This window comes from Sphingomonas endophytica, assembly GCF_014199415.1.
In the GTDB taxonomy this organism is placed as follows: Bacteria; Pseudomonadota; Alphaproteobacteria; order Sphingomonadales; family Sphingomonadaceae; genus Sphingomonas; species Sphingomonas endophytica.
This window is the reverse complement of record NZ_JACIJN010000001.1, coordinates 295,268-319,564: the sequence shown is the minus strand read 5'-3', so window position 1 is coordinate 319,564 and position 24,297 is coordinate 295,268. Positions and strand designations below refer to the sequence as shown.

The window sequence follows — 24,297 nt, the reverse complement described above, 5'->3', positions numbered from 1 at the left end:
TAACAACCTCGGAGTGCAAGCAAATTGCCTGTTCCATTTTTATGCCGAAGTTGCTACGATGATGAGGTTCGAGGCAATCCCGAGAACCCCGTTTGAGGATCGGGTTAATCCACAGGAACCCGGAGTGCCATAAACTCCGGCGTTTGCGGCGATCACGAAAGCGCGCGTACGCTGAACACCGATGAGCCACCAGCCGCGCAGCGGCGCTAGGCACCAAAACTCTACGGACCGCGTGCGGTCCAGCCCGGACAAGGGCCGCTCAAGTCGAGCGTCGTCAGGCTGATCCCGCGAATACGCGGCGTTCCACATCAGCTCCCGAGTCCGTCCGCTTGTCCAATTCCTCTGCCACGTCCAGCCTCGCCGCGTCGATTGCCTCTTGGCGCTCCGGCAGCGCGGGCTTCTTCACGTTTCTTGAAGACGTGCAGCCGCGCGTTCGGTCGAGCACTGGTGGGTTCACCCCGTTCGTTCCCGGACCCCGCGAAGCTGCGGAGATCGCGAAGGCGCTGGACGGTAAGGACGTGTCGGTCGCGGTGTTCTGTTGGCCCCGGAGACATGGCAAGTCGGTCACCTCCGCCATGATTATCGTGTGGCGGTTTCTCACCCGGCAAACCGAGACCGTCGCTGTGGTCGCCAATTCTGAGAAGCAGGTGGTCGACACGGCGTTCCGCTCGATCCGTGAGGCTTTCGAGCAAACCCCTTTGCTCAAGCGTCTTGTCGCGGCGGGCACGATCAACGTGCTTGGCGATCGTGTCGAGTTCCCGACCGCCGGCTCAACCATTCAGGCGTTCAGCGCCAACCCCGCCGCGCTATGGGGCAAGAAGCTGTCGTGCGCGCAGGTGTCGGAGCTGCACGCCGCCCCGCGCGGAGACGAGGTGTTCGCGGCGCTCGCCGGCTCGCTACTGGACACCGCCGGCTCGCTGATGCTGATCGACAGCACGGTCTCGCCGAAGTCGAACAAGCTATTCGAGCTGTATCAGGCTGCGAACCACCCGACCGACCCCGACATGTCGATCGCGTTCAGTCACATCGCTTACCCCGACTTGGACGACGCATGCCGAAACGCGCCGCCGTGGATCAGCGAAAGCAAGCTCCGCTCCCTGTCACGCCAGATGCTTCCGCACGAGTTTGCGCTATACCACCTGAACCGCTGGGGTGATGCGACCAGCGCCTTGTTCCCCGCCGATATGCTGGCGGCGTGTACGCACGAGTATCCGCTGGACGTGAAGGCGCTCGCCGCCGGGTCTGCCTACATCGTCGGTGGTGGCTTGGACCGCGCATTCGGCGGGTCGCGCCACGGTGACCGCACCGTCACTGCCTGTGTCGCCAAGATCGTCCTGGATGATGAGGAGCACCTGTTCGTGCTGGACGCCGACAGCGTGTTCCTTGGCCGGCTTGGCGGCATCAAGAGCCGGTTTGAGGGTTACCATCGCGGCTACGGCATGAGTCGCGCTACGCTGGAGTCCTACGGGGCGCAGGACGTGGCGGATTGGGCTGGGACACAGCCCTACAGCTCCGGCGTGGAGGTGATCCACCCATCCCGTCGCACGAAGTATCAAGCCTTCATGGGCCTGTATCAGGCTGCCGCAGAGCAGCGGTTGCACATCCATCCCGCCTTCAAAGAGCTACTTGCCGAGCTTGCCGTGTTCGAGGTGCAGGCAGACGGGAAGGCGACCGATGGCGAAGCCTCCGTCCCCAAGTTCACGCACCCGCGCGGCGCACACGACGATTTCGTGCACGCGCTCGCATGGGCCGCGCACTCACTCCGGCATGTCTCGCTAAACCCGTACGAGATTGAGGGCATCAACTGCCACGGTCGCGGACCAGCTATCGCGGCGTGTGTGCTGAATGGGGGTGCTCATGTGCCGCTTTGCGCGCGCGAGTGTCGCTCGATGCGCCAAGCCTCCCGCCTGTTTGATGCTTACCTCGCTCGCAAGCCGGTCCAGCCGGTCGCCTTCAAAGTCTTCGCCACAATGAAATTGAAGAATGTTGGCGCACATACGGTGCCACGATGAACAAAGTTCGTGACTCACAAGCAGAATCAAGTTATACTACTACCACTTTCGTCTATTTGGAGCTTGGCGAGTAAAGGTGCTGTTCGCAACTGACACTGTTCGGATAGCATCCGCGTCGCATGATCGCAAGGACGATTGCGCGCGCCGCCTTCGTTATTATTTGGACGAGCAATCCCAAGAGACGCTGAAGCTCATCGCTCGCCGCTGGTCGCGTCCCGATCAGTTTCGAGTCTTCAGCATCAATGTCGTGCGTGCGATCACTAATCGTCGCGCCAACACCTATCGCATCCAGCCCCGGCGAGTGTTTACCGGCGTCGATCAAGCGACGATGGACGCGCTCTATCGCGCGATGAACGCTGACGCGGTGCTCAAGAAGGCATCGCGGTATGTGAAGCTATGCAAGACGGGCTTGCTTCAAGTCGGCTTTAACGATGCGACCGGCACGCCGACGCTGAACGTCGTGACCCCGAACGTGCTGGACGTGATCTACAGCGACCCCGAGTACCCGGAACGAGTCATCCTCACTCACGGCGCGACCCGCGCCGAAGATGTGAGCTACTCCGATTGGACCGCCACCGGCTATCGTCACCTGAACTATCGCGGCGTGCCGCGCCGGATCGAAGGTAACGCCGGCAACGCAAACCCTTACGGCGTTCTGCCGTTCGTGTCGCTGTTCGACCGCTTGCCGGATGACCAGTTCTTCCTACCCGGTGGGAATGACCTGATTGAGGCGCAGGACGCCGTCAACGTCGCGCTGGCGAACCTGTGGCGATCGGTCGAGACGCAGGCGCATGGGCAAGCGTTCGCCACCGGCATTAGCGCCAACGAGGTTCTGCAATTTGGACCGGATCGCGCAATCGCGTTGCCTCAAGGTGGAACGTTCGGGTTCGCCAGTCCCAACTCGCCGATCGCGTCGATCCTCTCCGCGATTGAATTTGTGTTGCGCCAGACAGCCGCAACGCACGGCGTGGGAAGCGACGTGTTCGACCTGTCGAAGGTGGCGGAGTCCGGGAGCGCCAAACACGCGGGGCGCATCGAGCTTCGTGAGGAGCGACTGGACGACATCGCACAGTGGCGGATCGCCGAAGCCCGCTTGTTCGCGGTGCTCAAGGCAGTGGTGAACACGCATCTTCCCGGCACCATCCCTGATGACGCCACGATAGCGGTCGATTTCGCCGAATTGCAGGACCAGCTCACCGAGAGCGAACAGCTCGCGAATAGCCGGGACAAGATCGACTTAGGGCTTTGGTCTCCGGCTGACGCCCTGATGGCCCTCAATCCAGATGGCTTTCCCGATCGCGCCGCCGCGCTGCGCGAACTTCAATCCCGCCGCGACGAAGCCGCCGCACTGGCGCTGCCTCTCTAGGAACTGACATGGAAAACGAGAACCCGACCCCCGATCCCGCCATCGCTGAGCTTGCCGCCCTCAAGGCGCAGCTCGCCGACACCGCATCGACTGTGCTTGCTGCCGTGCCGGAGCATCTTCGCGGCCTGATACCCGCTAGCCTGACGCCCGCCGACCAGCTCGCATGGTTTCACACCGCCAAGGCAACCGGCGTGTTCGACGCCAAGCCGGCGGTGCCCGCGACCGATAACGCCAAGCCGGCGATCACGCCGGTTGCCGTTGATCCCGCCTCCCTGCCGGTCTTCGCCCGCATGGCTGGCGGTTACCGCAACTAAGACGATAATTAGAGAGGATACCCGTAAGTGCTTACCATTTCGGAATGGGCGAAGCTGAACCCCGACCAGCTCACGTCCGGCATTGTTGAGATTTTCGCGACCGAGAACCCGGTGCTCGCTGCTCTGCCGTTCATCAACATCGCCGGCAACGCCTACACCTACAACCGCGAACAGTCGCTCCCCGGCGTGGCGTTCCGTGGCTTCAACGAGGGCTATGTAGAGTCTACTGGCGTCGTGAACCCGCTCACGGAAACGCTCACGATCCTCGGCGGCGACAGCGATTTTGACGTCGCCCAAATCGCGATGCAGACCGGCAACAACGACACTCGCGCGATCCACGACGGCATGAAGGCGAAGGCGGCGACGCTCACGTGGCTGCGCACGTTCTTCGACGGCGATACGTCGAAGAACCCGAAGGAGTTCGACGGCCTGAACCGCCGGCTTACTGGGGCGCAGGTTCTGTCGGCGGGCACGAACGGAAACGTGCTGACGCTGGAGATGCTGGACGAGCTGGTCGATGCAGTGCGGGGCACGCCCTCTCTGTTGCTCATGAACAAGACCGTTCGTCGCAAGGCGCGCCAGCTCGCGCGATCGGTGAACGCACTTACCATCAGCACGGACCAACTCGGCCGCGAGCTGGACGGCTATGCTGGCGTGCCATTCGGCCTGATCGAGGAAGATGAGACCGGCGCGGATATTCTGGCGTTCGATGAGGCGCAGGGCACCGCCACCGCCACGACCAGCATCTACGCCGTCCGCTTTGGCGCAGACACCCTACACGGCATCCAGACGAAGCCGATCGAAGCGCGTGACCTCGGCGAGGTGGATGACAAGCCGGCGCTGCGTACGCGTACGGAGTGGTATTCCGGCTTCGTCATCAAGCATCCGAAGGCCGCAGCCCGCCTCAAGGGCATCAAGGCGGCATAAGCTCACCCCGGCGGACAACAGAACCTCCTCACACACTCTCGGCGCTGGAAAGGTTGTCCGCCGCGCGTCGAGAGGAGGGCAAGGGCCGGTGCGATACCGGAGCGGGATTAGTCGGTGAGTGCCCGCGCATGAAAAACCCCGACTGCCAGCGGCGTCTTCTCTCCTAATCCTAGGCGCGCGGCTGGCGTCCTCATTCCAAGGTGTTCGATGCTTGCCGACCTGCTGCCTATGATGACCGACACCGTGCGCCAGCTTCATGCGGGCAAGCGCGACGTGTTCGGCAAGTCACAGGAAGGTGAGTTCACCGAGCACCGCGCGCGTGTCACCTACAGCCCCGGCAAATTGCTAGGACAGGCGTCGCGCGAGGCTATGCCCGACGCGACCGCGGTTGTGTGGCTCATCAACCACCCCCATCCGATCATCATCGGTGAAACGTTCGAACTGCCCGGCGGCGACCAGATCAGGGTTGCCCGCTTTGAGCTGCGCACGCTTCTCGGTGGCATTCTCCACAAGGTATATTTGACGTGACCGATACCGCACCCGCCTGGACGATTATCGCCGGGGTGAACTCCTATGCTAGCTTCGCCGAAGCTCACGAGATCGCAGCCACGCGGCTGTTTTCCAGCGCATGGAGCGGCGCTACCTCGCTGGCGCAGGCGCAAGCCCTTATCACCGCCACGTCGTTGCTGGACCGTATGCGTTGGCAGGGACGGGCGGTCGCGGCTACTCAATCGCTAGCGTGGCCCCGCGTGTCCGATCGTTGCCCGCATGGTTACCCGCTCACGGCTGAAACGCCGCCCGCAATCGTCGCGGCATCTGTCGAGCTGGCAATTTATCTTCTGACGCAGGGGCAGCTATCCAGCGCCCCGGTCATGCAGCGGATGCTGGGTGACAGCATGACTATGTATTTCCCCACGATCGCCGACGAGCTGCCGAAGCATGTTCGCCGGCTGATCGAGCCCCATTTGCGTGCATCGTCCGCCAACGTCGCGGAGGTGCTACTGTGATCGACCAGATTGACCAGCTCACCGCACGGCAGGAAGCGGAGCTGCAAGGGGCGATCGACGCCGCGATCAATGACGTGCTGGTTATGTGGGATGCCACGATGCTCGCGGCGCTCATGGCGAACGCCGATGAGGAAGGCCCGGACGCCCGCGACCATTACGCCGACCAGCTCGCCACCTTCATCGGCACCGACGATCCCGAACAAGGCTCGCTTGGTGACGCGCTGGAAGCTGGCGGCGGGCTGGTGGCGCTCGCGTCTTTCTTCGCTGCCGTCGCGGCCCTCGCTGCCGCACAGGCCCGCCACGTTGCAAATACGAGTGCGGCAGACGCCGTAGCAGCCCGCGACAGCGCCATTCGCTCGTTCCGCGCGGCCTACCTTCACGAAAGCGCGCTAGCGCTTCGCGAGACCGCCGAACGGATGCTCACCGTACGCGGTAACACCGCCAGCCGCGCGGCCCAGCTACGGCGTGTCGTCGGCCTGTCGCTCGCGCAAGCTCGCTCGCTCCACGTGCTCCGCGAAGCCCTGATCGTCCGCGCCACCAGTGCCTCTTGGGACGCTGACACAATCCTCGCCGCCACACGGGGCAGCATCACCGCCGCACAGCGCCAGATGCTCGCTAAGGCACTGCGAACCGGCATCAACTCGGACCAAGCTGAGAAGCTACTGGATCGTCACGCCAAGGCACTGCGGCACGCGCGCACCAAAGCCGTCGCCGGCAACGCTGCGCACCAGATCGCCGAAGCCGCAAAGCTCACTGGCTGGCAGATCGCGCAACGGTTCGGCGCGCTGCCCGCCGACCAACGCCGCTACTGGCGCACCGCTGGTGACGAACGTGTCCGCCTTGCGCATGCGCAGGTGCCGGGAATGAACCGTGCTGGCGTGCCCCTCAACCAGCCGTTTGCGACGCCGCTGGGACCATGCTTCATGCCGCCCCTTGAACCCGGTTGTCGGTGTAAGGCGTTTCTGAGGAACGCGGCATGATCCAGATCGACCGTGCAGAACATCCTTGTGAGCAGATGACCGGCGAGCAGCGCTTGTTTGTAAGCGTCATCTTGAGCGCTGTCCGCGAAGCCGTGGGCCGGCTTCAAGCGGGTGACGATCGCCGCCGGGGTGCCAAGTCTCAGAAGCAAGCGCTCGAATGGTTTCGCGAGGCTGGCGACGATTTCAAGGAGGTTTGCCTCTACGCCGGCCTTGACCCTGATTGCGTTCAATCCGGCGTGCTCGCGTATGTTGAGGAGGAGCTGGCGCAGACCGTGAAGCTAAAAAAGCGTGTTCGCTCACGCGGCGGAGGTGAACGTGTCCATTGAGGCGATCACGTTCGACATGAACGTCGCTGGTCGCAAGATCGACGGGCGCACTATGGAGGCTAAGCGCTTCCGGTCGATCGGGCTTGAATTAGCGGACCAGCTTGGACGCAACCCGTCTGCCTCGGAGCGCCTGTTGCTCATGAACACAGCGACGCTCGCGATGCTGTGCGAACAGGCGACTGCGGATTTGCTGGCAAGCAAGGCTGTCGATCAGGAAAACTACCGCCGTAACGTGACGCTGCTAGGTGCCAACCTCATCAAGCTTGGACTGGCGAAAAAGAGTCGCGACGTGTCCAAGCGGGACAGCGCAGGAATGGATGATTTCGGTGCAGCGCTGATTGAAGTCAATGCTGGGATCAGTTAGCCTCCCTTATCAACCAAATTATGGGCGGGGCAAAATGGCAGCAGAGCACATTTTTATCGATACGAATGTCTTTCTTGCCTTTTATGCCTATACAAAAGATGATGTCGAGGCGCTCAAAATAGTTTCGGAGCTCGCGAAGGCTAAAAAGCTAATTTTGCACGTGCCGGACCAAGTCGTCTACGAGTTCGAGCGAAATCGGGAGGCTAAGATCGCCGAGTCGACGCGAGAGTTCGAGAAGGGCGGAAAGAGCCCGGGTGTCCCCCGATATATGTCTGCGTATAACGAAGCAAAAGAGTACAGTGAGGCATCGAAAGGCCTTCAAAGAGCTAGGGATGCGCTGCTCAAGAAGGCAAGAGCTGATGCGGAAAGCCGACAGCTCGCCGCTGATAGAACATTTGACAATCTCATCGCTGAGGCCAACTTGATAATCACGACGTCCGAGATAATCGAGGCGGCGAAGAAGCGTAGGATTGTCGGGAACCCGCCGGGCAAGAAGGAATCTCACGGGGACCAAATAAATTGGGAGGCGTTACTCGCCGGTGTGCCCGAGGGAAGTGACCTTCACGTCATTTCAAAGGACGGCGATTTCGCCTCGCCTCTCAGTGCTACCCAGCCACACTACTTCCTCAAGACTGAGTGGAGCAGAGCTAAGACCGGAACGCTGTATCTCCATGAAGAACTGCGGCCGTTTTTAAATAGCCATTTCCCGAGCGTCAATCTTGCCACTGATGTTGAGAGGCATGCCGCAGTCGACAGTCTAGAAAATTCTGCGGCTTTCGCCACAACGCATGCAGCGATTGCAAAGCTAGAGGCCTTGTTCGACGCGCTTACATGGTCAGATGCGGATCGCATATTGACAGCCGGCGAGACCAATCGGCAGATTTCTTGGATAGGAAGCGACAGTGACGTTTCGCGGTTCTACCTGAGGCTCATCGAGAAGTTTGAGAACAAGATAGATGCAAAGCGAGTTGTCGACTTGCGTGAAGCCTTCAAGATAGCCGTGTAGCAGAAATGCAACCGTGCCGCCTTTAGCCCGCCGCTCCAACCCACCCCGGAGTTCATGGCGGGCCGGGCTCCGCGTCGCGGGAAGGCCGCGCCAATTGTTTCCACCGTGTCGCACCAGCCATATACTGCTGGCAGCTATCCCGCACCCGACCCACAACGGCGACCACGCCTGTATCGGAAACGACCGGTTACGTGCCAGATGCACCACATGTATCGGAATATAGGTTGACGATAGTTCCGGTACACTGCTAGTTCCGAGATACGCTTTCGATACAGGAGTCGTTCTCGTGGCCCGAACATTCGCTTACTGCCGCGTCAGCACCGCCGAGCAAACCACCGACAATCAGATCCGTGAGATTGAGGCGGCGGCCTTTGCGATTGAACCGCGCCGGGTGATCGCCGAAACCGTGTCGGGTTCGGTCGCCGCCATGGAACGCGCGGGCTTCGCGAAGCTGGTCGATCGCCTTGAGGATGGCGACGTGCTGATCGTGACGAAGCTGGACCGTTTGGGGCGCAATGCGACGGATGTGCGCGCCACCGTGGAGGCGCTGGCAGCGATCGGCGTGCGAGTGCATTGTCTCGCCCTTGGCGGTGTGGACCTCACCAGCGCAGCGGGCAAGATGACGATGGGCGTGCTGTCGGCTGTCGCCGAGTTCGAGCGCGACTTGCTGGTCGAACGTACGCAAGCCGGCTTGTCGCGCGCAAAGGCGCAGGGGAAGGCGTTAGGGCGTCCGTCCACTCTAGCCCCGGATCAGCAACGAGCGGTGATCGAAGGCCGCGCACAGGGCGCGTCCCTCGGCATGTTGGCTAAGCAGTATGGGGTGAGCCGCGCCGCAATCCAGCGCATAGAAAAGAAAAACTGTTCAGTGACGCAGTGACTGAGGTCAAGGCAATATACCTTAATAGTGCATCGACCTCAACAGGTCCCCAGAAAATACCCCCGCGCTGGCGATTTCGAAATCGAGTGGCGCTCTTCCTTACGCCTTCGCCCAAAGCCCTACTGTAATGATCCTGAGCTACCAGCTGGTTTTATTGAGAACTCGATTAGCCATTTCAACTTGCTACGATCTCCCGCAAGGTACTCGGCAATTGACTTCGCTAGATCATTAACGTGTCGAAGTGGGACGACGTAATCAAACACGTTCGCCATCACCCTCAGGGTTTCTGATGTCCACTCGCCGTCAACAACAAGTATCGCCAGCATCTTCTTGTGACGACCCTTCCAATTTATGGCAGAGAACATTTTGTCTTTAGCATAAAGAGAGGCATGTCGAGAAGAAGACTTGCGAACTTCAATAAAGGCACGGGGATCGTTCTCATCGGGCACGACGAAATCAGCACGGAAATTATAAACAACTCCAGTGAGATTTGGATATTCATCTTCCCTTTTGAACGGAACGCCTGCATCTCTCAGTGCACTGTCGACAATCGACTCAAGCATTACTCGTCCAATGAGGTCACGGACAATGCCCTCCAACGTGGATTCGAGGCGCTTTAGAATCTCCCCTTCACGGATTTGATCCGGGATCACCCTGGCTTCCAGAACAGCTGCGAGGCGGACAGCCGCTGGTCCCGAGATTTTATTGTCTGAAACGCTGCCCACCTGCTTCACAAGCGCGGCTTTGCTAAATATCCCGGCCAAGTGCTGCAACAATGGAAGGGTATGCGGGTTATTGCGGATGAAGTCCGGCGACCAAACACTAAACCCATTTGTGCCAGACTTAACTTCGTTAAGGTACTTAATTCCTGCACCGCGAATGTTCGTGTAAACCCCCGCTGTTATACCCGACTCTACGTCGAGCGGAACCGCCCTACGCCTCTCCCATTCCAAGACCACTACCGCTGGTGATGTATCCTCCAAGGATGCATTCACTCCAGCGAGCAAGATAACCGCCTTCCTATCCGTATCGACATGCTCGGCTTTAACTGCTGTAAACCCGTTGGTGTCGGACGCTAAGGAAAGGTAATCCGCAATGCACGATCTGATCTCGGCGTCAGCTAATTGATATAGCGTGTGCATTAAGCAGCCCTTCCAAATACGTAATACTCACCCAGGCCCCGCTCAGAGCCTTCCCGTTTATCCAGCACCCAGCGATGACCTCTTGGCCTCACCATCTCAACTTGCACGTCAGTGAAGCCGGAGGCCCTCATGATAGTCCCCAGCCACTCTGGAGCTGGTATGTAGACCCCATATAACGCTGCATCAGAGACCATCATGTGGAAAGGCGCATCAATTTTCAACGCGCGCGCGCATTCCCGCAACACATTCTGCATCTGACTCAAGTAGGGATAGATCAGGAAATCATACTCTTTCTTACCCGCTTTGACTAATCGTTTCGATGTGAGTTCATCAACGACTTGGGCCGCTTCCTCCGCTACTCCAAATGGCAAAGAGTTTCGGTATGTCGTTTGCAGCTCTTTCTGACCGCGAAGTGCGGTTGTAGTGTTTACAATGAGCTTAGAACGGACCTTAGAACTGATATCCGCCCATGTATCTGCCATACCCCAGAAGTAAAGATACATCCGAGTCATCTCAGCAAAATCAAAATTATTGAGGTATGGCGGGGACGTCACAACAAGGTCAACTGATTTTGACTCGATTTCGCACATGTTTTCAGACGATTTCGCATATATTTTTGCGTCGTTTACCCCGCTAAGCGCCTCTAACGCATCGGACTCAACTGTATCTAGAACTCTTGAAAACGAAGCAGTAGCTGACAGTGCACGTTTCGTTGACGAGGGAGCTTTATAAATGCCGTCCGTCGCCGCAAAGCACGAATAATCAATCATACGAGACAGCACGAGGATAGCGAGTGGGTGTTCTCCCATACCTTCGTCTTGCAAAGATATTCGCGCTCCGACAAGAGCATCCAAGTCGGCCTTGTTGAACATTTTATTTAGGAATGCGAATGCCGACGTAGATAGATAACCTTCTGCATCGCCACGCTTATTGAGCCCATTACCAATCGCGGTCCGTATGAGAGGCAGATCTGTCCAATAACGATGACTGTTTGCCTTAGCTTCGCTGATTATGCTGAAAAACGGGTGGGGATCGTAGCCTATTGCCTTGAGACCCAGCATGCGACCAGCCAGAGGCGCTGTACCGCATCCCGCGAATGGGTCCAAAAGCACCAGTGGCGCTGACGGTGACTCCGGGGTCATGGCAGCGCACGCTCTTACCAGCTCTGGCGAAAAGCCGGCGATGAAATTGAACCAGCGGTGAACGGCGTGATTCGAGGTTGTCGTGTTGGTCGGCAACCGCTCAAGCGAGACTCTACCGCCTTGTGCAATGTGAGCGGATGCGAGCTTTGCGTGTGCGGTCATCTGGTCTCGGTTATCGCATGAGGATCTTTGGGGATCGGGCACATAGCACGGCCTAGCCGGACTGATAGCGGATAACGTCGTATGATCACGAGGCACAAGGAAGGTTCGAGGTGTCAGGGTCGCCCCTGAGGGAATCGCTACAGCAGGCGCTACGTCAGCTGCTACATCGCTGACCCCTAAGCGATTGAAAAACCACGAAATTTTCAGAATGGTCGGGGAGACAGGATTCGAACCTGCGACATCCTGCTCCCAAAGCAGGCGCGCTACCAGACTGCGCCACTCCCCGACGCGGTGAGGACCCCGGCCTAGGCCGTGCGTCCGGCGCGTGCAAGCTCCGGATCGGGTTCCTCATAGAAGAAAAGGCGCCCGCAGGCGCCTCGACAGCGGTGTCACCACCAAGCCGCGGCGTGCTCAGCGCGCTTTGGCACCATCCTCGGCCATGTCGCGGAGATTGTCCGCCTGGTCCTCGAGATTGTCGGCAGCACCCTCCAGCATTGCGGCGGTGCTGTCGTTGGCGGTGGTTTCGGCCATCGCGTCCAAGTCGTTGGCCTTGCGCTCGAGCGCATCGGCCACCGCCTCGGCATTGTTACCGATCGAAGCCGTGCCGGAACGGTCGCTGCACGCCGATGCGCAACAAAGCGCGATCGCGAGCAGGGGAAGCGACTTCCTCATGACCACCGGCACGGCTCCCGTCGATTACATGTTCTTCGAGGCGTCCTCGCCGGCGTCACGGACGTTGTCCGCGGCCGAGTGGATGTTCTCGGCAACCGCCTCGGCATTGTCCTCGGCGAACGGGTTCGCGGTGGTGTTCGACATGTCGGCGACGTTGGCCGCCATCGCGTCCATGTTGTCCGCCATCATGTCGGCGTTGTTCTCGACCGCCGAAGCCTCGGGCGACTTCGAGCAGGCGGCAACCGACATCAGGCCGGCGGCGGCGGCAACGAGCAGGATCTTCTTCATCGGAATGCTCCCAAGCATTACATAAAAAAACTCGCGCCCGACCCCAGCGCCGTCGCGAACCCTCGCAATACCCTACCAACCGGGGGGGTCAATAAGCAAAATTCACCTTTGCGAAAGGTTGCGACGAATGGTGACCCGTCGCGACGCACCTTTCACGCCGATTTCACGGGCGCGTCACCGGGCCGATCTCTTCGGGTGCGTTGGCGACGACCGCGAGCATCGTCGTCCAGGCCGCGACATTCTGGCGCAATTGTTCGGGGTCGACGCGCTCCAGCACGTCGTCGGGGGTATGATGCGTATCGAAATAGCGCAGCCCCGACTGGTTGAGGTCGACGCCGGCCACCCCGGTGGCGATCGTCGGCGCGATATCGGTGCCGTCGCCGGCCCGACCGCTACCCGCGACGATCCCGAGCGGAGCGAGCGCGCTGGCCAGCCGCGCGCCCACCGCCTTGGCGGCCTCGGGCAGTTCCGTCTCGAAGCGCCAGATGCGGTCCGCGCCGAAGTCGCTTTCCGAGGCGGTGGCGTGGCGCTCGGCGCCGTGGCGTCTGGCATAGTCCGCGCCGCCGATCCCGCCGACCTCCTCGGCGCCGAACCAGACGACGCGGATCGTGCGGCGCGGACGCTGGCCGCTGTCCATGATCCGCTTCGCCGCGGCGGCGGTGATCGCCACCCCGCTGGCATCGTCGATCGCGCCGGTGCCGAGGTCCCAGCTGTCGAGATGCCCGCCGACCAGCACGACGCCCGCCGCCGGATCGGTGCCCGGCACCTCGGCGATGACGTTGCCCGATTCGCGCTCGCCGATCATCTTCGGGGTCAGCAGCAACCGGAGCCGGATCGGCTGCCCGCGCTTCGCGAGCCGCTCGACAAGCGCCGCGTCGGGGGTCGACAGCGCCGCGGCCGGGATCGGCTTCACGCCCGTCGGGAAAGTGGTGACGCCGGTGTGCGGCAGTCGATGCGCGTCGGTGCCGATCGAGCGGATGACGATCGCCGCCGCGCCCTTTTGCGAGGCCAGCGCCGGGCCGGTGAAGCGCGCCGGGCCGCTGCTGCCGTAGCTCGACCCGTCCTGCGTCGGCTGCATTGCGTTCCCGATATAGACGATCTTGCCGCGGATCGCACTGGCGGGCGCATTGGCGAATTCGGCATAGGATGGAAAAACCGCCAGCTCGCCGGTCAGCCCGCGCGGTCCGGTGCTCGCCGAATTGCCGAGCGCGACCAGCGTCAGCTTCTGCGGGACGGGCGTGACGATCTCGGCGGTCTCGTCGCCGCGCACCCAGACCGGCATCTTGTAGGGCTCGGCACGGACGTTGCTGAAGCCGAGCGCGGTGAGCTTCCGCACCGCCCAGTCCCGCGCGCGCGCCTCGGCCTCGGTGCCGGCCAGCCGCTGCCCGACCTCGGTCGTCAGCCCCTCGACGATGTCATAGGCGATGTCGTCCTTCAGCGCGGCGTCGCGGAGCGCGGCGACCTGCGGATCGACCGCGGCCGGCGTCGGCGGCGCGGTCCGCTGCGCTGCGGCTGGGGTGGCGAGGAGCAGGGCGATCGTCAGCGAGGAAAGATGCTTCATGGATGGGGGGCGTAACCGGCGCAGCGCGGTTTGCCAACGGCGTGGGCTGCGCTTACATGCGCGCCGACGATTTTTTCGCTGCACCCTCTCTTTTACGGAGCCGCGCGCCAGATGGCCGTTCAGTATACCTATGTCATGAAGGGTCTGACCAAGACCTTCCCGGGCGCGAACAAGCCCGTTCTCAACAACATCCACCTGCAGTTCATCCCGGGCGCGAAGATCGCGATCATCGGCCCGAACGGCGCGGGCAAGTCCACGCTGATGAAGGTCATGGCGGGGATGGACACCGAGTTCCAGGGCGAGGCGTGGGCGGCCGAGGGCATTCGCGTCGGCTATCTCGCACAGGAGCCGCAGCTCGATCCGTCCAAGGACGTGATGGGCAACGTCAAGGACGGCGTCCGCCCGGTCGCCGATCTGGTCGATCGCTTCAACGCCATTTCCGCCGAAATGGGCGACCCGCAGGACGACACCGATTTCGAGGCGCTGATGGAGGAAATGGGCGATCTCCAGGCCAAGATCGACGCGGTCGACGGCTGGACGCTCGACAACCAGCTCGAGGTCGCGATGGAAGCGCTGCGCTGCCCGCCGGGCGACGCCGACGTCAGCAAGCTGTCGGGCGGCGAGCGCCGCCGCGTCGCGCTCTGCCGGCTGCTGCTGGAGAAGCCCGACATTCTGCTGCTCGACGAGCCGACCAACCACCTCGACGCCGAGAGCGTGTCGTGGCTGGAGAACTTCCTCAAGGAATATACCGGCAACGTCATCCTCGTCACCCACGATCGCTACTTCCTCGACAATGTCGTGAACTGGGTGCTCGAGCTGGATCGCGGCCGTTACTACACCTACGAATCGAACTATTCGGGCTATCTGGAGAAAAAGGCCAAGCGGCTCGAGCAGGAAGAGCGCGAGGAAGCCGGCAAGCAGAAGGCGATCGCCGACGAGCTGGCGTGGATGCGTCAGACCCCCAAGGCACGCCAGACCAAGTCGAAGGCGCGTATCCGCGCGTTCGACGAGCTGATGGCGAAGCAGGAGAATCGTGTCGCCGGCAAGGCGCAGATCCTCATCCAGCTTCCCGAGCGGCTGGGCGGAAAGGTGATCGAGGCCAAGGGGCTGACCAAGGCCTATGGCGACAAGCTGCTGTTCGACAATCTCGACTTCACGCTGCCGCCGGGCGGGATCGTGGGGGTGATCGGACCGAACGGCGCGGGCAAGTCGACGCTGTTCAAGCTGATCACCGGGCAGGAACAGCCCGACGCCGGGACGATCGAGGTCGGTTCGACCGTGCGGCTCGGCTATGTCGACCAGAGCCGCGACGATCTCGACCCCAACAAGAACGTCTGGCAGGAAATTTCCGACGAGCTGGAGGTCTTCCGCTTCGGCAAGCAGGAGCTGGGCACGCGCGCCTATGTCGGCGCGTTCAACTTCCGCGGACCGGACCAGCAGAAGAAGGTCGGCCAGCTGTCGGGCGGTGAGCGCAACCGCGTCCACATGGCCAAGATGCTCAAGGAGGGCGGCAACGTCCTGCTGCTCGACGAACCGACCAACGACCTAGACGTCGAGACGCTGCGCGCGCTCGAAGAGGCGCTGGAGACGTTCGCGGGCTGCGCGGTCGTCATCAGCCACGATCGCTTCTTCCTCGATCGGCTCTGCACGCACATCCTCGCGTTCGAGGGCGACAGCCATGTCGAATGGTTCGAGGGCAATTACGAGAGCTACGAGGAAGACAAGCGCCGCCGCATGGGCGACGCCGCCGACCGCCCGACGCGGCTGGCGTACAAGAAGCTGACGCGCTGATCGGGGCGAGGGGCGGGGCGCTGGAGCGCTCCGTCCCGGTTCGGTAGGCGGGGACCTATTCTTCGCCTGCTCGTCGTCCCGGACTTGATCCGGGGCCCCGCTTCTTCGGACCCCTCAGCCGCGCGAGGTTCGACAGGACAATTACACCGCTTAAAGCCCGGTCGTTCGCACCGTCAGGTTGGAAAGCGTTGCCGCCGTCAGTGGCTCGCCAAAGCCCACGACGCGCCGCTCTGCGTATTCCTCGTCGACCGGTCGCCACATCTGGTGGATGACCGCGTTCCTGACATCGACGACCCAATATTCCGGAACACCGGCTGCGGCGTAAAGCGCATGCTTGAACGACAGGTCGCTCGCCAGCGTGCTGTCCGACACTTCGGCAATCAGCAACACGGAGGCGAGCGGAACCAGGCCGTCGCCGTCGGGGTCGGACGTGATCAAAAGATCCGGTTCCGGGACATTGTGGGGCGGCATCGCCACCGAAACGCCGCCCAACACCTTCGCCGATAATTTGGCGCTGCGAAGCGCCGCGTCGATCGCAATCAGCAAACCCGTGACAGCGCGACCATGCCGTCGGTGCATCGGGCTCATCAGAAAAACATCTCCCTCGAGCAATTCGGTCCGCGCATCGCCGAACGCCGCCGCGTCATGCAGACGCAGATAGTCGTCTACGGTCAGCCGGTACTTGCCCGGCGGAAGGGGCTGATGAACCGTCATGCGATCAGGATAGCACAATCATCGCGGCCAATGCCATCGAGCCTAGCGCCGCTCCCCGGCGCTCTTGTCCCGCAGCGCCAGAAACTCGCTTCCCGCGCTCCACGTCGGCCACACGCCCGCCTTCGACAGCCGCTCGCCCATCGCGTGGAACAGGTCGACGTCCGCCGCCGCGCCGTCCAGCTTCCAACCGGCGTCCCAAGCGTCGCAGGTCTTGTGGTAGCAGGCCATGTAGTCGTCGAGCCACTTCTGCCCGCCCGCGCGCCCGCCGTTGCGCAGGTCGGCCGCACCGCCCAGCGCCATCAGCAGCAGCGAGGGCACCCCCCGGCGCACCACCGAGAAATGATCGGCGCGATAGAAGAGCCCGCGCTCGCTGAAGGTCTCGGGCGTCACCACGCGCCCCTGCGCGCGCGCCGCGTCCGCCAGCAGCCCGTCGAGCGACGATTGCCCTTGACCGACCAGCACCACGTCCTTGGCCGGGCCGGCGGTCTGGAGAATGTCGAGCGTCAGGTTCGCAGCGGTCTTGGCGAGCGGATAGACCGGATGCGCGGCATAATGTTCAGACCCCAGCAATCCGCGCTCCTCGCCGGTCCACAGCGCGAATACCAAGGTCCGCTCCGGCGCGGGCGCCGCCTTGAACAGCCGCGCCAGCTCGACCACGCCGGCCGTCCCCAACGCATCGTCGTTCGCGCCGGGGCGCAGCGTCTTGCCCGCGGCATCCGCCGGGCCCTCGCCATAGGCATCCCAGTGCGCCGCGAACATTACGGTTTCGTCGGGGCGCTTCGTGCCGGGGATCTTCGCCAGCACGTTGGCGCTCTCGATCCGCTCGACCGCGACCGTCGCCGCCGCCGAGAAAAGCGGCGTCATCGCGACCGGGCGGAACGCCTTCGACCGCGCCGCGACGCGCAGCCTGGCGAGATCGAGCCCGGCATCGGCGAACAGCCGGTCGGCCACGTCATGGTCGATCCAGCCCTGCAACGGCACGCGGCGGTCGCCCGCCGCGCGGACGATGTCGTAATTCTCGCCGTTCGAGGCATTGACCGTCGACCATGGGTAGCCGGCGCCGCCGGTATCGTGAACGATCAGCGCCGCCGCCGCGCCGCGCCGCGCGGCTTCCTCGAACTTGTAGGTCCAGCGCCCGTAATAGGTCATGCGGCGGTCGCCGAACTTGCCCTTGGCGTCGTCGCCGGGCTCCGCCTCGAAGTCGGGGTCGTTGACCAGAAAGACCAGCGTCTTTCCGCGCAGGTCCATGCCCTTGAAATCGTCCCAGCCGGCCTCGGGCGCGGACACGCCATAGCCGACGAACACCATCGGCGAGTCCTTGATCGCGATCGTAGCGGCATCGCGCACCGTCGTGACCGCGATTTCCTTGCCTTGGGTCAGCGCCGTCCGCCCGATCGACATCCGCGCGTCCGATGCGACGCGGGTATGGATCAGCGGCACCTTCTGGAGCCACTGCCCGTCCGGTCCGCCGGGCTGGAGCCCCAGCGCGGTGAAGCGCGCCACCAGCCAATCGAGCGTCTTCTTCTCGCCCGGCGTCCCCGGCGCGCGCCCGCCATATTCCGGCGAGGCGAGCACGCGCACGTCTTCGGACAGCCGCTGCGGCGCGGCGTCCTCCGCCAGCACCGGAGTGGCGATCGTCGCGGCCAGCGCCAGCGCAAGAGAAAGCCGCATCATCAATCCTTCCAACGTACCAGCACGTGATTGTCGCGGCGGTCGACATCGATCGAGCCGATCGCATCGACCAGATCGGACAACCGCTTGTAGCCATAATTGCGCACGTCGAAGCTCGACCGGTTCGCCGCGCGCTGCCCGAGCGCCGACAATCGCACGAAGCCTTTCGCATCGGGCTTCAGCGAATCATAGGCGTCATGAAGCAGTTGCAGCAACTCAGGATCGTCCGCCGGTCGCGTCGCCGCTGGGGCGGGGGTGGACACCGCCGCGCTTGCCGGCACGCCGATCGGGGGCGGCACCGATTCACCGATCGGCACCTCGACGCGTCGGGCGCGCTTGGGCTTGGTCGTCTCCATCAGCGCATTGACGTCGATGAACCGCGTACAGGCATTGCGGAACCCCGCCGGCGTGTTGCTGTTGCCGAAGCCATAGACGTCGAGTCCATCCTGCCGGATGCGCGTGGCGAGCGGCATGAAGTCGCTGTCCGACGACATGATCCCGAACGCATCGACGCGTCCGCGGTGGAGCAGGTCCATCGCGTCGATCGTCATCTTCATGTCGGTGGCGTTCTTGCCGCGGGTCAGGTCGAACTGCTGCTGCGGCTCGATGCCGTGCATGACGCTCATGTCGCGCCAGCCCTTCAGCCCTTCCTTGGACCAATTGCCGTAGACGCGTCGCACATTGACCCGGCCGAACTCGGCGAGCGCGGTCAGCACGGGGTCGAGCGCCTGCCACGACGCATTGTCGGCATCGATCAGCAGCGCAATGTTTCGGTTGGGATTGTCGTCGGCAGCCATGTGCGCTGCATCGACTGCGCGAGGGGCTGGGTCAATCGTTCGCGCGGCCTTATCGCGGTCACATCGAACTTCGTCATCCCCGCGCCGTCGGGAATCCAGACGCGCAGAGGTCTCGATAGAGGCGTGTCGTCAGAGATTCTGGCTTCCCGCCTGCGCGGGATTGACGGATCATTGGCATCAGGAGCCCGAAATCACCCTCGCTCCGGCTCGGGATAGCCGATCGCGACGATCTCATACTCGCGCTCCCCCGCCGGCAGCATCACCCGCCGCAGGTCGCCGACCGCCGCGCCGCGCAAGGCGCGCGCGATTGGCGCATTCCACCCGACCCGCCCCGCGCCGGCGTCGGCCTCGTCGTCGCCGGCCAGCGTCAGCACGCGTTCGTTGTCATCCTCGTCGGCGATCGTCACGGTCGCGCCGAACCACACGCGTGTGCGGTCCTGCTGCTGAGCGGGATCGACGACCTTGGCGGCCTTCATCCGCTTCGAAAGCCAACCGAGCCGCCGGTCGATCTCGCGCAGCTTCTTGCGGCCGTAGATATAGTCGCCGTTCTCCGAGCGGTCGCCGTTCCCCGCCGCCCAGCTGATCGTCTCGACCAAGGCCGGACGATCGGTGGCGAAGAGCTGCTCATATTCCGCGCGCAGCTTCGCATAGCCGGCGGGCGTCAGGTAATTGGGACGATCGGTCATCCGCCGCGCGACCGTCCGAGATACCAGCTGAGATTATTCGGTCCGCGGCTCTTGGCGCGCGCCGGGTTCATCAGATCGTAGACGACCGCATTCTCCAGCACCCGCTGCACGTAATTTCGCGTCTCGCCGTACGGAATCGCCTCGACCCAGTCGACCGCGTCGATCGCGCCGGTGCGCGGGTCGCCGTTGGCGCGCAGCCATTTGTTCACGTTCCCCGGCCCGGCGTTATAGGCCGCGATTGCCAGCGGATAGCTGCCGTACAGCGCGAAGATCCGCTGGAAATAGCTCGACCCGAGCTGGATGTTGTAATTGGTGTCGCTGGTCAGCCGCAGCGGATCGTAGCCGAGCCCGAGCTTGCCGGCCTGCTCGCGCGCGGTGCCGGGCATCAACTGCATCAGCCCGCTGGCGCCGACCGGGCTGCGCGCCATCCGATCGAACTGGCTCTCCTGCCGCGCGACCGCGTGGATCATCGGCCATTCGGCCTCATAGCCGCTCGGCACCGCGACGGTCGGGAAACCGGTGGCGCTATATTCGGTCAGCCCGTTCTGCATCGCGCTGCGCCCGAGCAGCACGCCGAGATCGGGACGACCAAGCGCGCGCGACAATTCGTCGGCGAGATAATGATCGGTGTCGCTGGTCGCGTCGGCGGCGATCTGCTTCACGAACGCGGTCTGGTCCTGATATTGGCCGGCCTGCCCGAGGAACTGCGCCGCGCGCACCACCTCACGTCCGTAGAACGCCGAGCGCGCCGCCGGAGCGATCACCGGCGTCGGCGGGGCAGGGGGCGCGGTCAGCGGACGGCGGAGATGCTCGATTGCCAATTGCCCGTAATATTGGTCGCGATAGCCCGCGGTGCGCTCGAACAGCGCATTGGCGTCGGGCTGGCGCGCCTGCTCCGCGGTGCGCGCGGCCCAGTACAGCCCCTTCGCGCGCGTCTGCGGCGACTGGCTGCCGAGCCCATAGCGCTCGAACATCGCGCGCGCATCGGCGGGGCGGCCGAGCTTGAGCGCCGCCTGACCTGCCAGCCACGCCAGCGAGGTGTAATCGTCGCGCTCGCCATAGGGCTTGGTCGAGACGTCGGTGCCCGCCGGATAGGCGTCGTCGATCTGCCGCGCGATGTCATAGGCGGTCTGCCACTGGCCGTCCGCCGCCGCGGCGCGGGCATTGACCAGCAGCGCTTCGTAGAACTTCTCGACATTGCCCGGCCGCGTCATGCCGGTGCGGGTGCGCGCCAGCCAGCCGCGCGCGCTGGGGCTCGCGCCCGAGTTGCGCAGCCACATCGCCTTGTCGGCGATATAGCCGGCGTCGCGCGCGCCGATCGCGTCATAGCTGGCTGCGAGCGCCGAGGCATTCTCGGCATTGCTGCGGAACGCCAGCCGCGCGGTGAACAAGGGACGCGCCGCCTCGCTGGTGTAGGCCAGCATGCGCTGCGCGCTGCCCGTCGCGCCCTGCCACAGCAACGCGTCGGTGCGCGCGTCATGGTCGGCGGGGGACAGCGCGCTGGCGAACTGGGTCAGCACGGTCGTTTCGTCCTGCGGCGACATGTTGCCGAGCCGCCACCCGGTGCGCGCCGCCACCTGCGCGTCGATCGTCGACCCGGTCGCCTGATAGGCGCGCGCGCACGCGATCCAGCCCGCCGCGGTCAACGGCTTCCAGCGGCGGCAGAACGCTGCGACGCTCGTCACCGGCGTGTTCGGGTCGGTCGCCGCCTTGCGCTCCAGCGTGCGCCGGAACCCGGCCTCGCCCGGCCAGCCGGGGTGGGCATTGATGAACGAGAAATAGCTGTCGAACGGCAGCGCGTCGGTCTGCTGCAGCGCCTTCCACTGCGCGACCGGCTGCGCCATCCCGGGCAGCGGGGCGGCCGCAACCTGGGCCGGTGCCGGCTGGGTCGCGGGCACCGCGCCATATTGCCCGGCGACCACCGCCAGGGTTCCTGCTGCTGCAACGATAAGGATCAACGCACCCACCTTCACTGTTTTTGACCGACGCCCGTGGTGGACAGTATAGCAGCCCTAGCGGTATCTGCGCTGCACGGCGTCCCCGAAACGCGTGTCAGGAGCAAATTCGTCTCATGTTCTCAGGTTCCATCCCCGCATTGGTCACGCCGTTCGATGCGCAGGGCGAATTCGTCGAATCGGCCTATCGCGAACTTGTCGAGTGGCAGATCGCCGAGGGTTCGTCCGCGCTCGTCCCGTGCGGCACCACCGGCGAGGCGGCGACGCTGACCAAGGAGGAGCAGTTCGCGATCGTCCGCGTCTGCGTCGATCAGGCGAAGGGCCGCGTGCCGGTGATCGCCGGGGCCGGGTCGAACGACACGCGCGTCGCCGCCGCGAACCTGCACGCCGCGCGCGAGGCGGGGGCGGATGCCGCGCTGATGGTGCCGCCTTATTACAACCGTCCCTCGCAAGAGGGGATCTATCGTCATTTCGAGGCCCTCGCCGCCGACACGCCCTTGCCCATCGTATTGTATAACGTGCCGGCGCGGACCGTGACCGACATCCAGCCGGAAACGCTGATCCGCATCGTGTCGGCATTCCCGAAGGTGTTCGTCGCGGTCAAGGACGCCTCGGGCGTGCTGACGCGGGTGACGCAGCACCGCGCCGGGCTGGGCGCGGCATTCTGCCAATTGTCGGGCAATGACGATCTCGGGCTTGCCTTCAACGCCAATGGCGGGATCGGTTGCATCTCGGTGACCGCCAATGTCGCGCCACGGCTCTGCGCCGATTTCCAGCGCGCCTGTGCCGCGGGTGACTATGCGACCGCGCGCGACTTCCACGATCGGCTGTTCGCGCTCCACACTTCGCTGTTCACCGACGCCTCGCCGGGTCCGGTCAAATATGCGATGACGAAGGTGCGTCTCGGCTTCCCCGATGGCCTGCGGCTGCCGATGACGTGGCCGTCCGAAGCGAGCCGCGCGGCGGTCGACGCCGGGCTGCAACGCGCCGGCCTCTGACGTAACCCCTCCGTCATTGCGAGCGCAGCGAAGCAATCCAGAGCCGGATCAGGACGCCCTGGTTTGCTTCGCTGCGCTCGCAATGACGGCCTCTCTTCGGAGCTAGGACATGACGGCGTTCTGGGTCCTGCTCCAGTCCGTCGTCGCCGGTCCGCTGCTCGACAAGCCCGCGGTCGCTGATCCATGCCGCGCCTCTAATGGCAACGACGTGGTCGTCTGCGGCCGTCGCCCCGATCCGGAACGCTACCGCCTCCGCCCGCTCACCGACCGCTACGACGCCGATGCCGCGGCACTCCCCAAAGCCGAGACCGCCATCCTCGGCGACCGCGCCGCACTGGCGGCGGAGGCCGAAGCCGCGACGGCCGGCGGTGTCCAGAGCAACCGCGCGATGATCTGGCTCAAGATCCCGCTTGGAAAATCTCGCCGTTAGCCGTTTGCCCCTTACGCCGCTCGCGCCTACATCGCCCCCATGCCGCGTCCCAAACCCGCCACCTTCGACAAGAAGAAGATCGTCGCCGAGAACCGTCGCGCCCGCTTCGATTATGCGGTCGACACCACCTATGAGGCGGGGATCGTGCTCACCGGCACCGAGGTGAAGTCGCTGCGCTTCGGCGAGGGCTCGATCGCGGAGAGCTATGCCGAGGTGAAGGGCGACGAGGTGTGGCTGGTCAATTCGAACATTCCCGAATTCAGCCACGGCAACCGCTTCAACCACGAGCCCAAGCGCCCGCGTAAACTGCTGCTTCACGAGCGCGAGATAAACAAGCTCCACGGCGCGGTCGCGCGGGACGGCATGACGCTGGTGCCGTTGATGATCTACTTCAACGGGCAGGGGCGCGCGAAGGTGGAACTGGCACTCGCCAAGGGGCGCAAGGCGCACGACAAGCGCGAACATATCAAGGAACGCGACTGGAAGCGCGAGGCCGGGCGCATCCTGCGCGATCACGGCTGACGATGGCGACGCGGCCGGTGACGCTGTGGGAGCGCGTGGCGGCGTGGAGCCGCCGCAACTTGCCGACGCGCGAATCAATGGCGAACAGCCGCGTGCTCCGTCCGGTCGCGCATCGCGTGCTCGCACCGGAGCTCTGGCGGTTCACGCGCCGCTCGGTGCCGCGCGGGGTGGCGTTGGGGATGTTCACCGGCATCCTGATCCCGCTTGGCCAGATTCCGGCCTCGGCGGTGCTCGCGCTGCCGTTGCGCGCCAACGTGCCGGCGGCGGCGCTCACCACCTTCTTCACCAACCCGCTGACCACGCCGTTGCTGTTCGTGATGTACTACAAGGTCGGCAACTGGCTGCTCCATCTCGACCGCTCGGTGCCCGGGCAGCCGTTGGGCGACGCGGTGCAGGCGGCGCCGGGCTGGATCGACTGGCTGCTCCGGGACGTCGGCCCCGCCACCGCGGTCGGCATGGTGGTGTGCTCGGTGCTCGGCGCGGTGCTCGGCTATGGGCTGGCGGCGCTGCTCTGGCGGCTGTGGATCGCGCGCAAGTGGCGACACCGTCACCACGGTAACTAGCACAGGCGGCCACGGCTCGTTACA

26 protein-coding genes and 1 tRNA gene are annotated in these 24,297 nt (G+C 63.7%); 16 read left to right on the top strand and 11 right to left on the bottom strand.

The window, feature by feature from the left end:
* The first annotated feature begins 329 nt into the window (after nt 1-329).
* From FHS97_RS01450 to FHS97_RS01400, 11 genes are all read left to right on the top strand, one after another.
* Complete coding sequence (locus tag FHS97_RS01450) at nt 330-2,012, top strand: terminase large subunit domain-containing protein (RefSeq protein ID WP_221233061.1); 1,683 nt, start codon at nt 330-332, stop codon at nt 2,010-2,012.
* A gap of 76 nt (nt 2,013-2,088) precedes the next feature.
* Nucleotides 2,089-3,378, top strand: a complete 1,290-nt coding sequence (locus FHS97_RS01445) for a hypothetical protein (protein ID WP_221233060.1) — start codon at nt 2,089-2,091, stop codon at nt 3,376-3,378.
* An 8-nt stretch (nt 3,379-3,386) separates the two neighbouring features.
* Nucleotides 3,387-3,692 carry a hypothetical protein gene (locus FHS97_RS01440; RefSeq protein ID WP_184032633.1) on the top strand — a complete coding sequence of 102 codons (306 nt, stop codon included), beginning with the start codon at nt 3,387-3,389 and terminating at the stop codon, nt 3,690-3,692.
* A 27-nt stretch (nt 3,693-3,719) separates the two neighbouring features.
* On the top strand, nt 3,720-4,619 hold the full coding sequence (locus FHS97_RS01435; protein ID WP_184032631.1) for a major capsid protein: 900 nt from the start codon (nt 3,720-3,722) through the stop codon (nt 4,617-4,619).
* Nucleotides 4,620-4,826: 207 nt separating this feature from the next.
* On the top strand, nt 4,827-5,147 hold the full coding sequence (locus tag FHS97_RS01430) for a hypothetical protein (protein ID WP_184032629.1): 321 nt from the start codon (nt 4,827-4,829) through the stop codon (nt 5,145-5,147).
* On the top strand, nt 5,144-5,626 hold the full coding sequence (locus tag FHS97_RS01425) for a DnaT-like ssDNA-binding protein (RefSeq protein WP_184032627.1): 483 nt from the start codon (nt 5,144-5,146) through the stop codon (nt 5,624-5,626). The genes FHS97_RS01430 and FHS97_RS01425 overlap by 4 nt, the downstream gene beginning before the upstream one ends.
* On the top strand, nt 5,623-6,606 hold the full coding sequence (locus tag FHS97_RS17670; protein ID WP_184032625.1) for a phage minor head protein: 984 nt from the start codon (nt 5,623-5,625) through the stop codon (nt 6,604-6,606). The genes FHS97_RS01425 and FHS97_RS17670 overlap by 4 nt, the downstream gene beginning before the upstream one ends.
* Nucleotides 6,603-6,932 (top strand): hypothetical protein, encoded by a 330-nt coding sequence (locus tag FHS97_RS01415; protein ID WP_184032623.1) that lies wholly within the window; start codon nt 6,603-6,605, stop codon nt 6,930-6,932. Before FHS97_RS17670 ends, FHS97_RS01415 begins: the two co-directional genes overlap by 4 nt.
* Nucleotides 6,916-7,296 (top strand): hypothetical protein, encoded by a 381-nt coding sequence (locus FHS97_RS01410; RefSeq protein WP_184032621.1) that lies wholly within the window; start codon nt 6,916-6,918, stop codon nt 7,294-7,296. Before FHS97_RS01415 ends, FHS97_RS01410 begins: the two co-directional genes overlap by 17 nt.
* Before the next feature lie 34 nt (nt 7,297-7,330).
* Complete coding sequence (locus FHS97_RS01405) at nt 7,331-8,302, top strand: PIN domain-containing protein (protein ID WP_184032619.1); 972 nt, start codon at nt 7,331-7,333, stop codon at nt 8,300-8,302.
* A gap of 286 nt (nt 8,303-8,588) precedes the next feature.
* Nucleotides 8,589-9,179 (top strand): recombinase family protein, encoded by a 591-nt coding sequence (locus FHS97_RS01400; RefSeq protein ID WP_184032617.1) that lies wholly within the window; start codon nt 8,589-8,591, stop codon nt 9,177-9,179.
* Nucleotides 9,180-9,298: 119 nt separating this feature from the next.
* On the opposite strand, the gene FHS97_RS01395 is transcribed toward FHS97_RS01400, so the two are convergent.
* The 6 genes from FHS97_RS01395 to FHS97_RS01370 form a co-directional block, all read right to left on the bottom strand.
* Nucleotides 9,299-10,321: a hypothetical protein gene (locus FHS97_RS01395; RefSeq protein ID WP_184032615.1), complete on the bottom strand. Its 1,023-nt coding sequence runs from the start codon at nt 10,319-10,321 to the stop codon at nt 9,299-9,301.
* On the bottom strand, nt 10,321-11,625 hold the full coding sequence (locus FHS97_RS01390; RefSeq protein ID WP_184032614.1) for a site-specific DNA-methyltransferase: 1,305 nt from the start codon (nt 11,623-11,625) through the stop codon (nt 10,321-10,323). Before FHS97_RS01390 ends, FHS97_RS01395 begins: the two co-directional genes overlap by 1 nt.
* A 209-nt stretch (nt 11,626-11,834) precedes the next feature.
* Nucleotides 11,835-11,911, bottom strand: a tRNA-Pro gene (locus FHS97_RS01385).
* 125 nt (nt 11,912-12,036) lie between these two features.
* Entirely contained in the window at nt 12,037-12,309 is a 273-nt protein-coding gene (locus FHS97_RS01380; protein WP_184032613.1) for a hypothetical protein, read from the bottom strand.
* Nucleotides 12,310-12,321: 12 nt separating this feature from the next.
* Entirely contained in the window at nt 12,322-12,585 is a 264-nt protein-coding gene (locus tag FHS97_RS01375) for a hypothetical protein (protein ID WP_184032612.1), read from the bottom strand.
* 163 nt (nt 12,586-12,748) lie between these two features.
* The gene (locus tag FHS97_RS01370; protein WP_184032611.1) at nt 12,749-14,146 is read right to left on the bottom strand and encodes a M20/M25/M40 family metallo-hydrolase; all 1,398 of its coding nucleotides are present in this window, start codon (nt 14,144-14,146) and stop codon (nt 12,749-12,751) included.
* A 111-nt stretch (nt 14,147-14,257) separates the two neighbouring features.
* Between FHS97_RS01370 and ettA the strand changes: the two genes are divergently transcribed.
* Nucleotides 14,258-15,937 carry an energy-dependent translational throttle protein EttA gene (gene ettA, locus FHS97_RS01365; protein WP_184032609.1) on the top strand — a complete coding sequence of 560 codons (1,680 nt, stop codon included), beginning with the start codon at nt 14,258-14,260 and terminating at the stop codon, nt 15,935-15,937.
* A gap of 150 nt (nt 15,938-16,087) precedes the next feature.
* Here the strand turns inward: ettA and FHS97_RS01360 are convergent, their stop codons facing one another.
* The 5 genes from FHS97_RS01360 to FHS97_RS01340 form a co-directional block, all read right to left on the bottom strand.
* Nucleotides 16,088-16,651, bottom strand: coding sequence for a Uma2 family endonuclease (locus FHS97_RS01360; protein ID WP_184032607.1), 564 nt, complete (start codon nt 16,649-16,651; stop codon nt 16,088-16,090).
* 42 nt (nt 16,652-16,693) lie between these two features.
* The gene (locus tag FHS97_RS01355) at nt 16,694-18,325 is read right to left on the bottom strand and encodes a M28 family peptidase (RefSeq protein ID WP_184032604.1); all 1,632 of its coding nucleotides are present in this window, start codon (nt 18,323-18,325) and stop codon (nt 16,694-16,696) included.
* A complete protein-coding gene (locus tag FHS97_RS01350) occupies nt 18,325-19,119 on the bottom strand; it encodes an NYN domain-containing protein (protein WP_184032603.1) in 795 nt (264 codons plus the stop codon). The genes FHS97_RS01355 and FHS97_RS01350 overlap by 1 nt, the downstream gene beginning before the upstream one ends.
* Before the next feature lie 191 nt (nt 19,120-19,310).
* Nucleotides 19,311-19,805, bottom strand: a complete 495-nt coding sequence (gene greB, locus FHS97_RS01345) for a transcription elongation factor GreB (protein ID WP_184032601.1) — start codon at nt 19,803-19,805, stop codon at nt 19,311-19,313.
* Complete coding sequence (locus tag FHS97_RS01340) at nt 19,802-21,649, bottom strand: lytic transglycosylase domain-containing protein (RefSeq protein ID WP_184033020.1); 1,848 nt, start codon at nt 21,647-21,649, stop codon at nt 19,802-19,804. Before FHS97_RS01340 ends, greB begins: the two co-directional genes overlap by 4 nt.
* A 227-nt stretch (nt 21,650-21,876) precedes the next feature.
* Between FHS97_RS01340 and dapA the strand changes: the two genes are divergently transcribed.
* The 4 genes from dapA (at nt 21,877) to FHS97_RS01320 (ending at nt 24,273) form a co-directional block, all read left to right on the top strand.
* Nucleotides 21,877-22,758 (top strand): 4-hydroxy-tetrahydrodipicolinate synthase, encoded by an 882-nt coding sequence (gene dapA / locus FHS97_RS01335; protein WP_184032599.1) that lies wholly within the window; start codon nt 21,877-21,879, stop codon nt 22,756-22,758.
* A 109-nt stretch (nt 22,759-22,867) separates the two neighbouring features.
* Nucleotides 22,868-23,188 carry a hypothetical protein gene (locus tag FHS97_RS01330; protein ID WP_184032597.1) on the top strand — a complete coding sequence of 107 codons (321 nt, stop codon included), beginning with the start codon at nt 22,868-22,870 and terminating at the stop codon, nt 23,186-23,188.
* A gap of 39 nt (nt 23,189-23,227) precedes the next feature.
* Nucleotides 23,228-23,710: an SsrA-binding protein SmpB gene (gene smpB, locus FHS97_RS01325; protein ID WP_184032596.1), complete on the top strand. Its 483-nt coding sequence runs from the start codon at nt 23,228-23,230 to the stop codon at nt 23,708-23,710.
* A 2-nt stretch (nt 23,711-23,712) separates the two neighbouring features.
* On the top strand, nt 23,713-24,273 hold the full coding sequence (locus FHS97_RS01320; protein ID WP_184032594.1) for a DUF2062 domain-containing protein: 561 nt from the start codon (nt 23,713-23,715) through the stop codon (nt 24,271-24,273).
* Nucleotides 24,274-24,297: the final 24 nt, after the last annotated feature.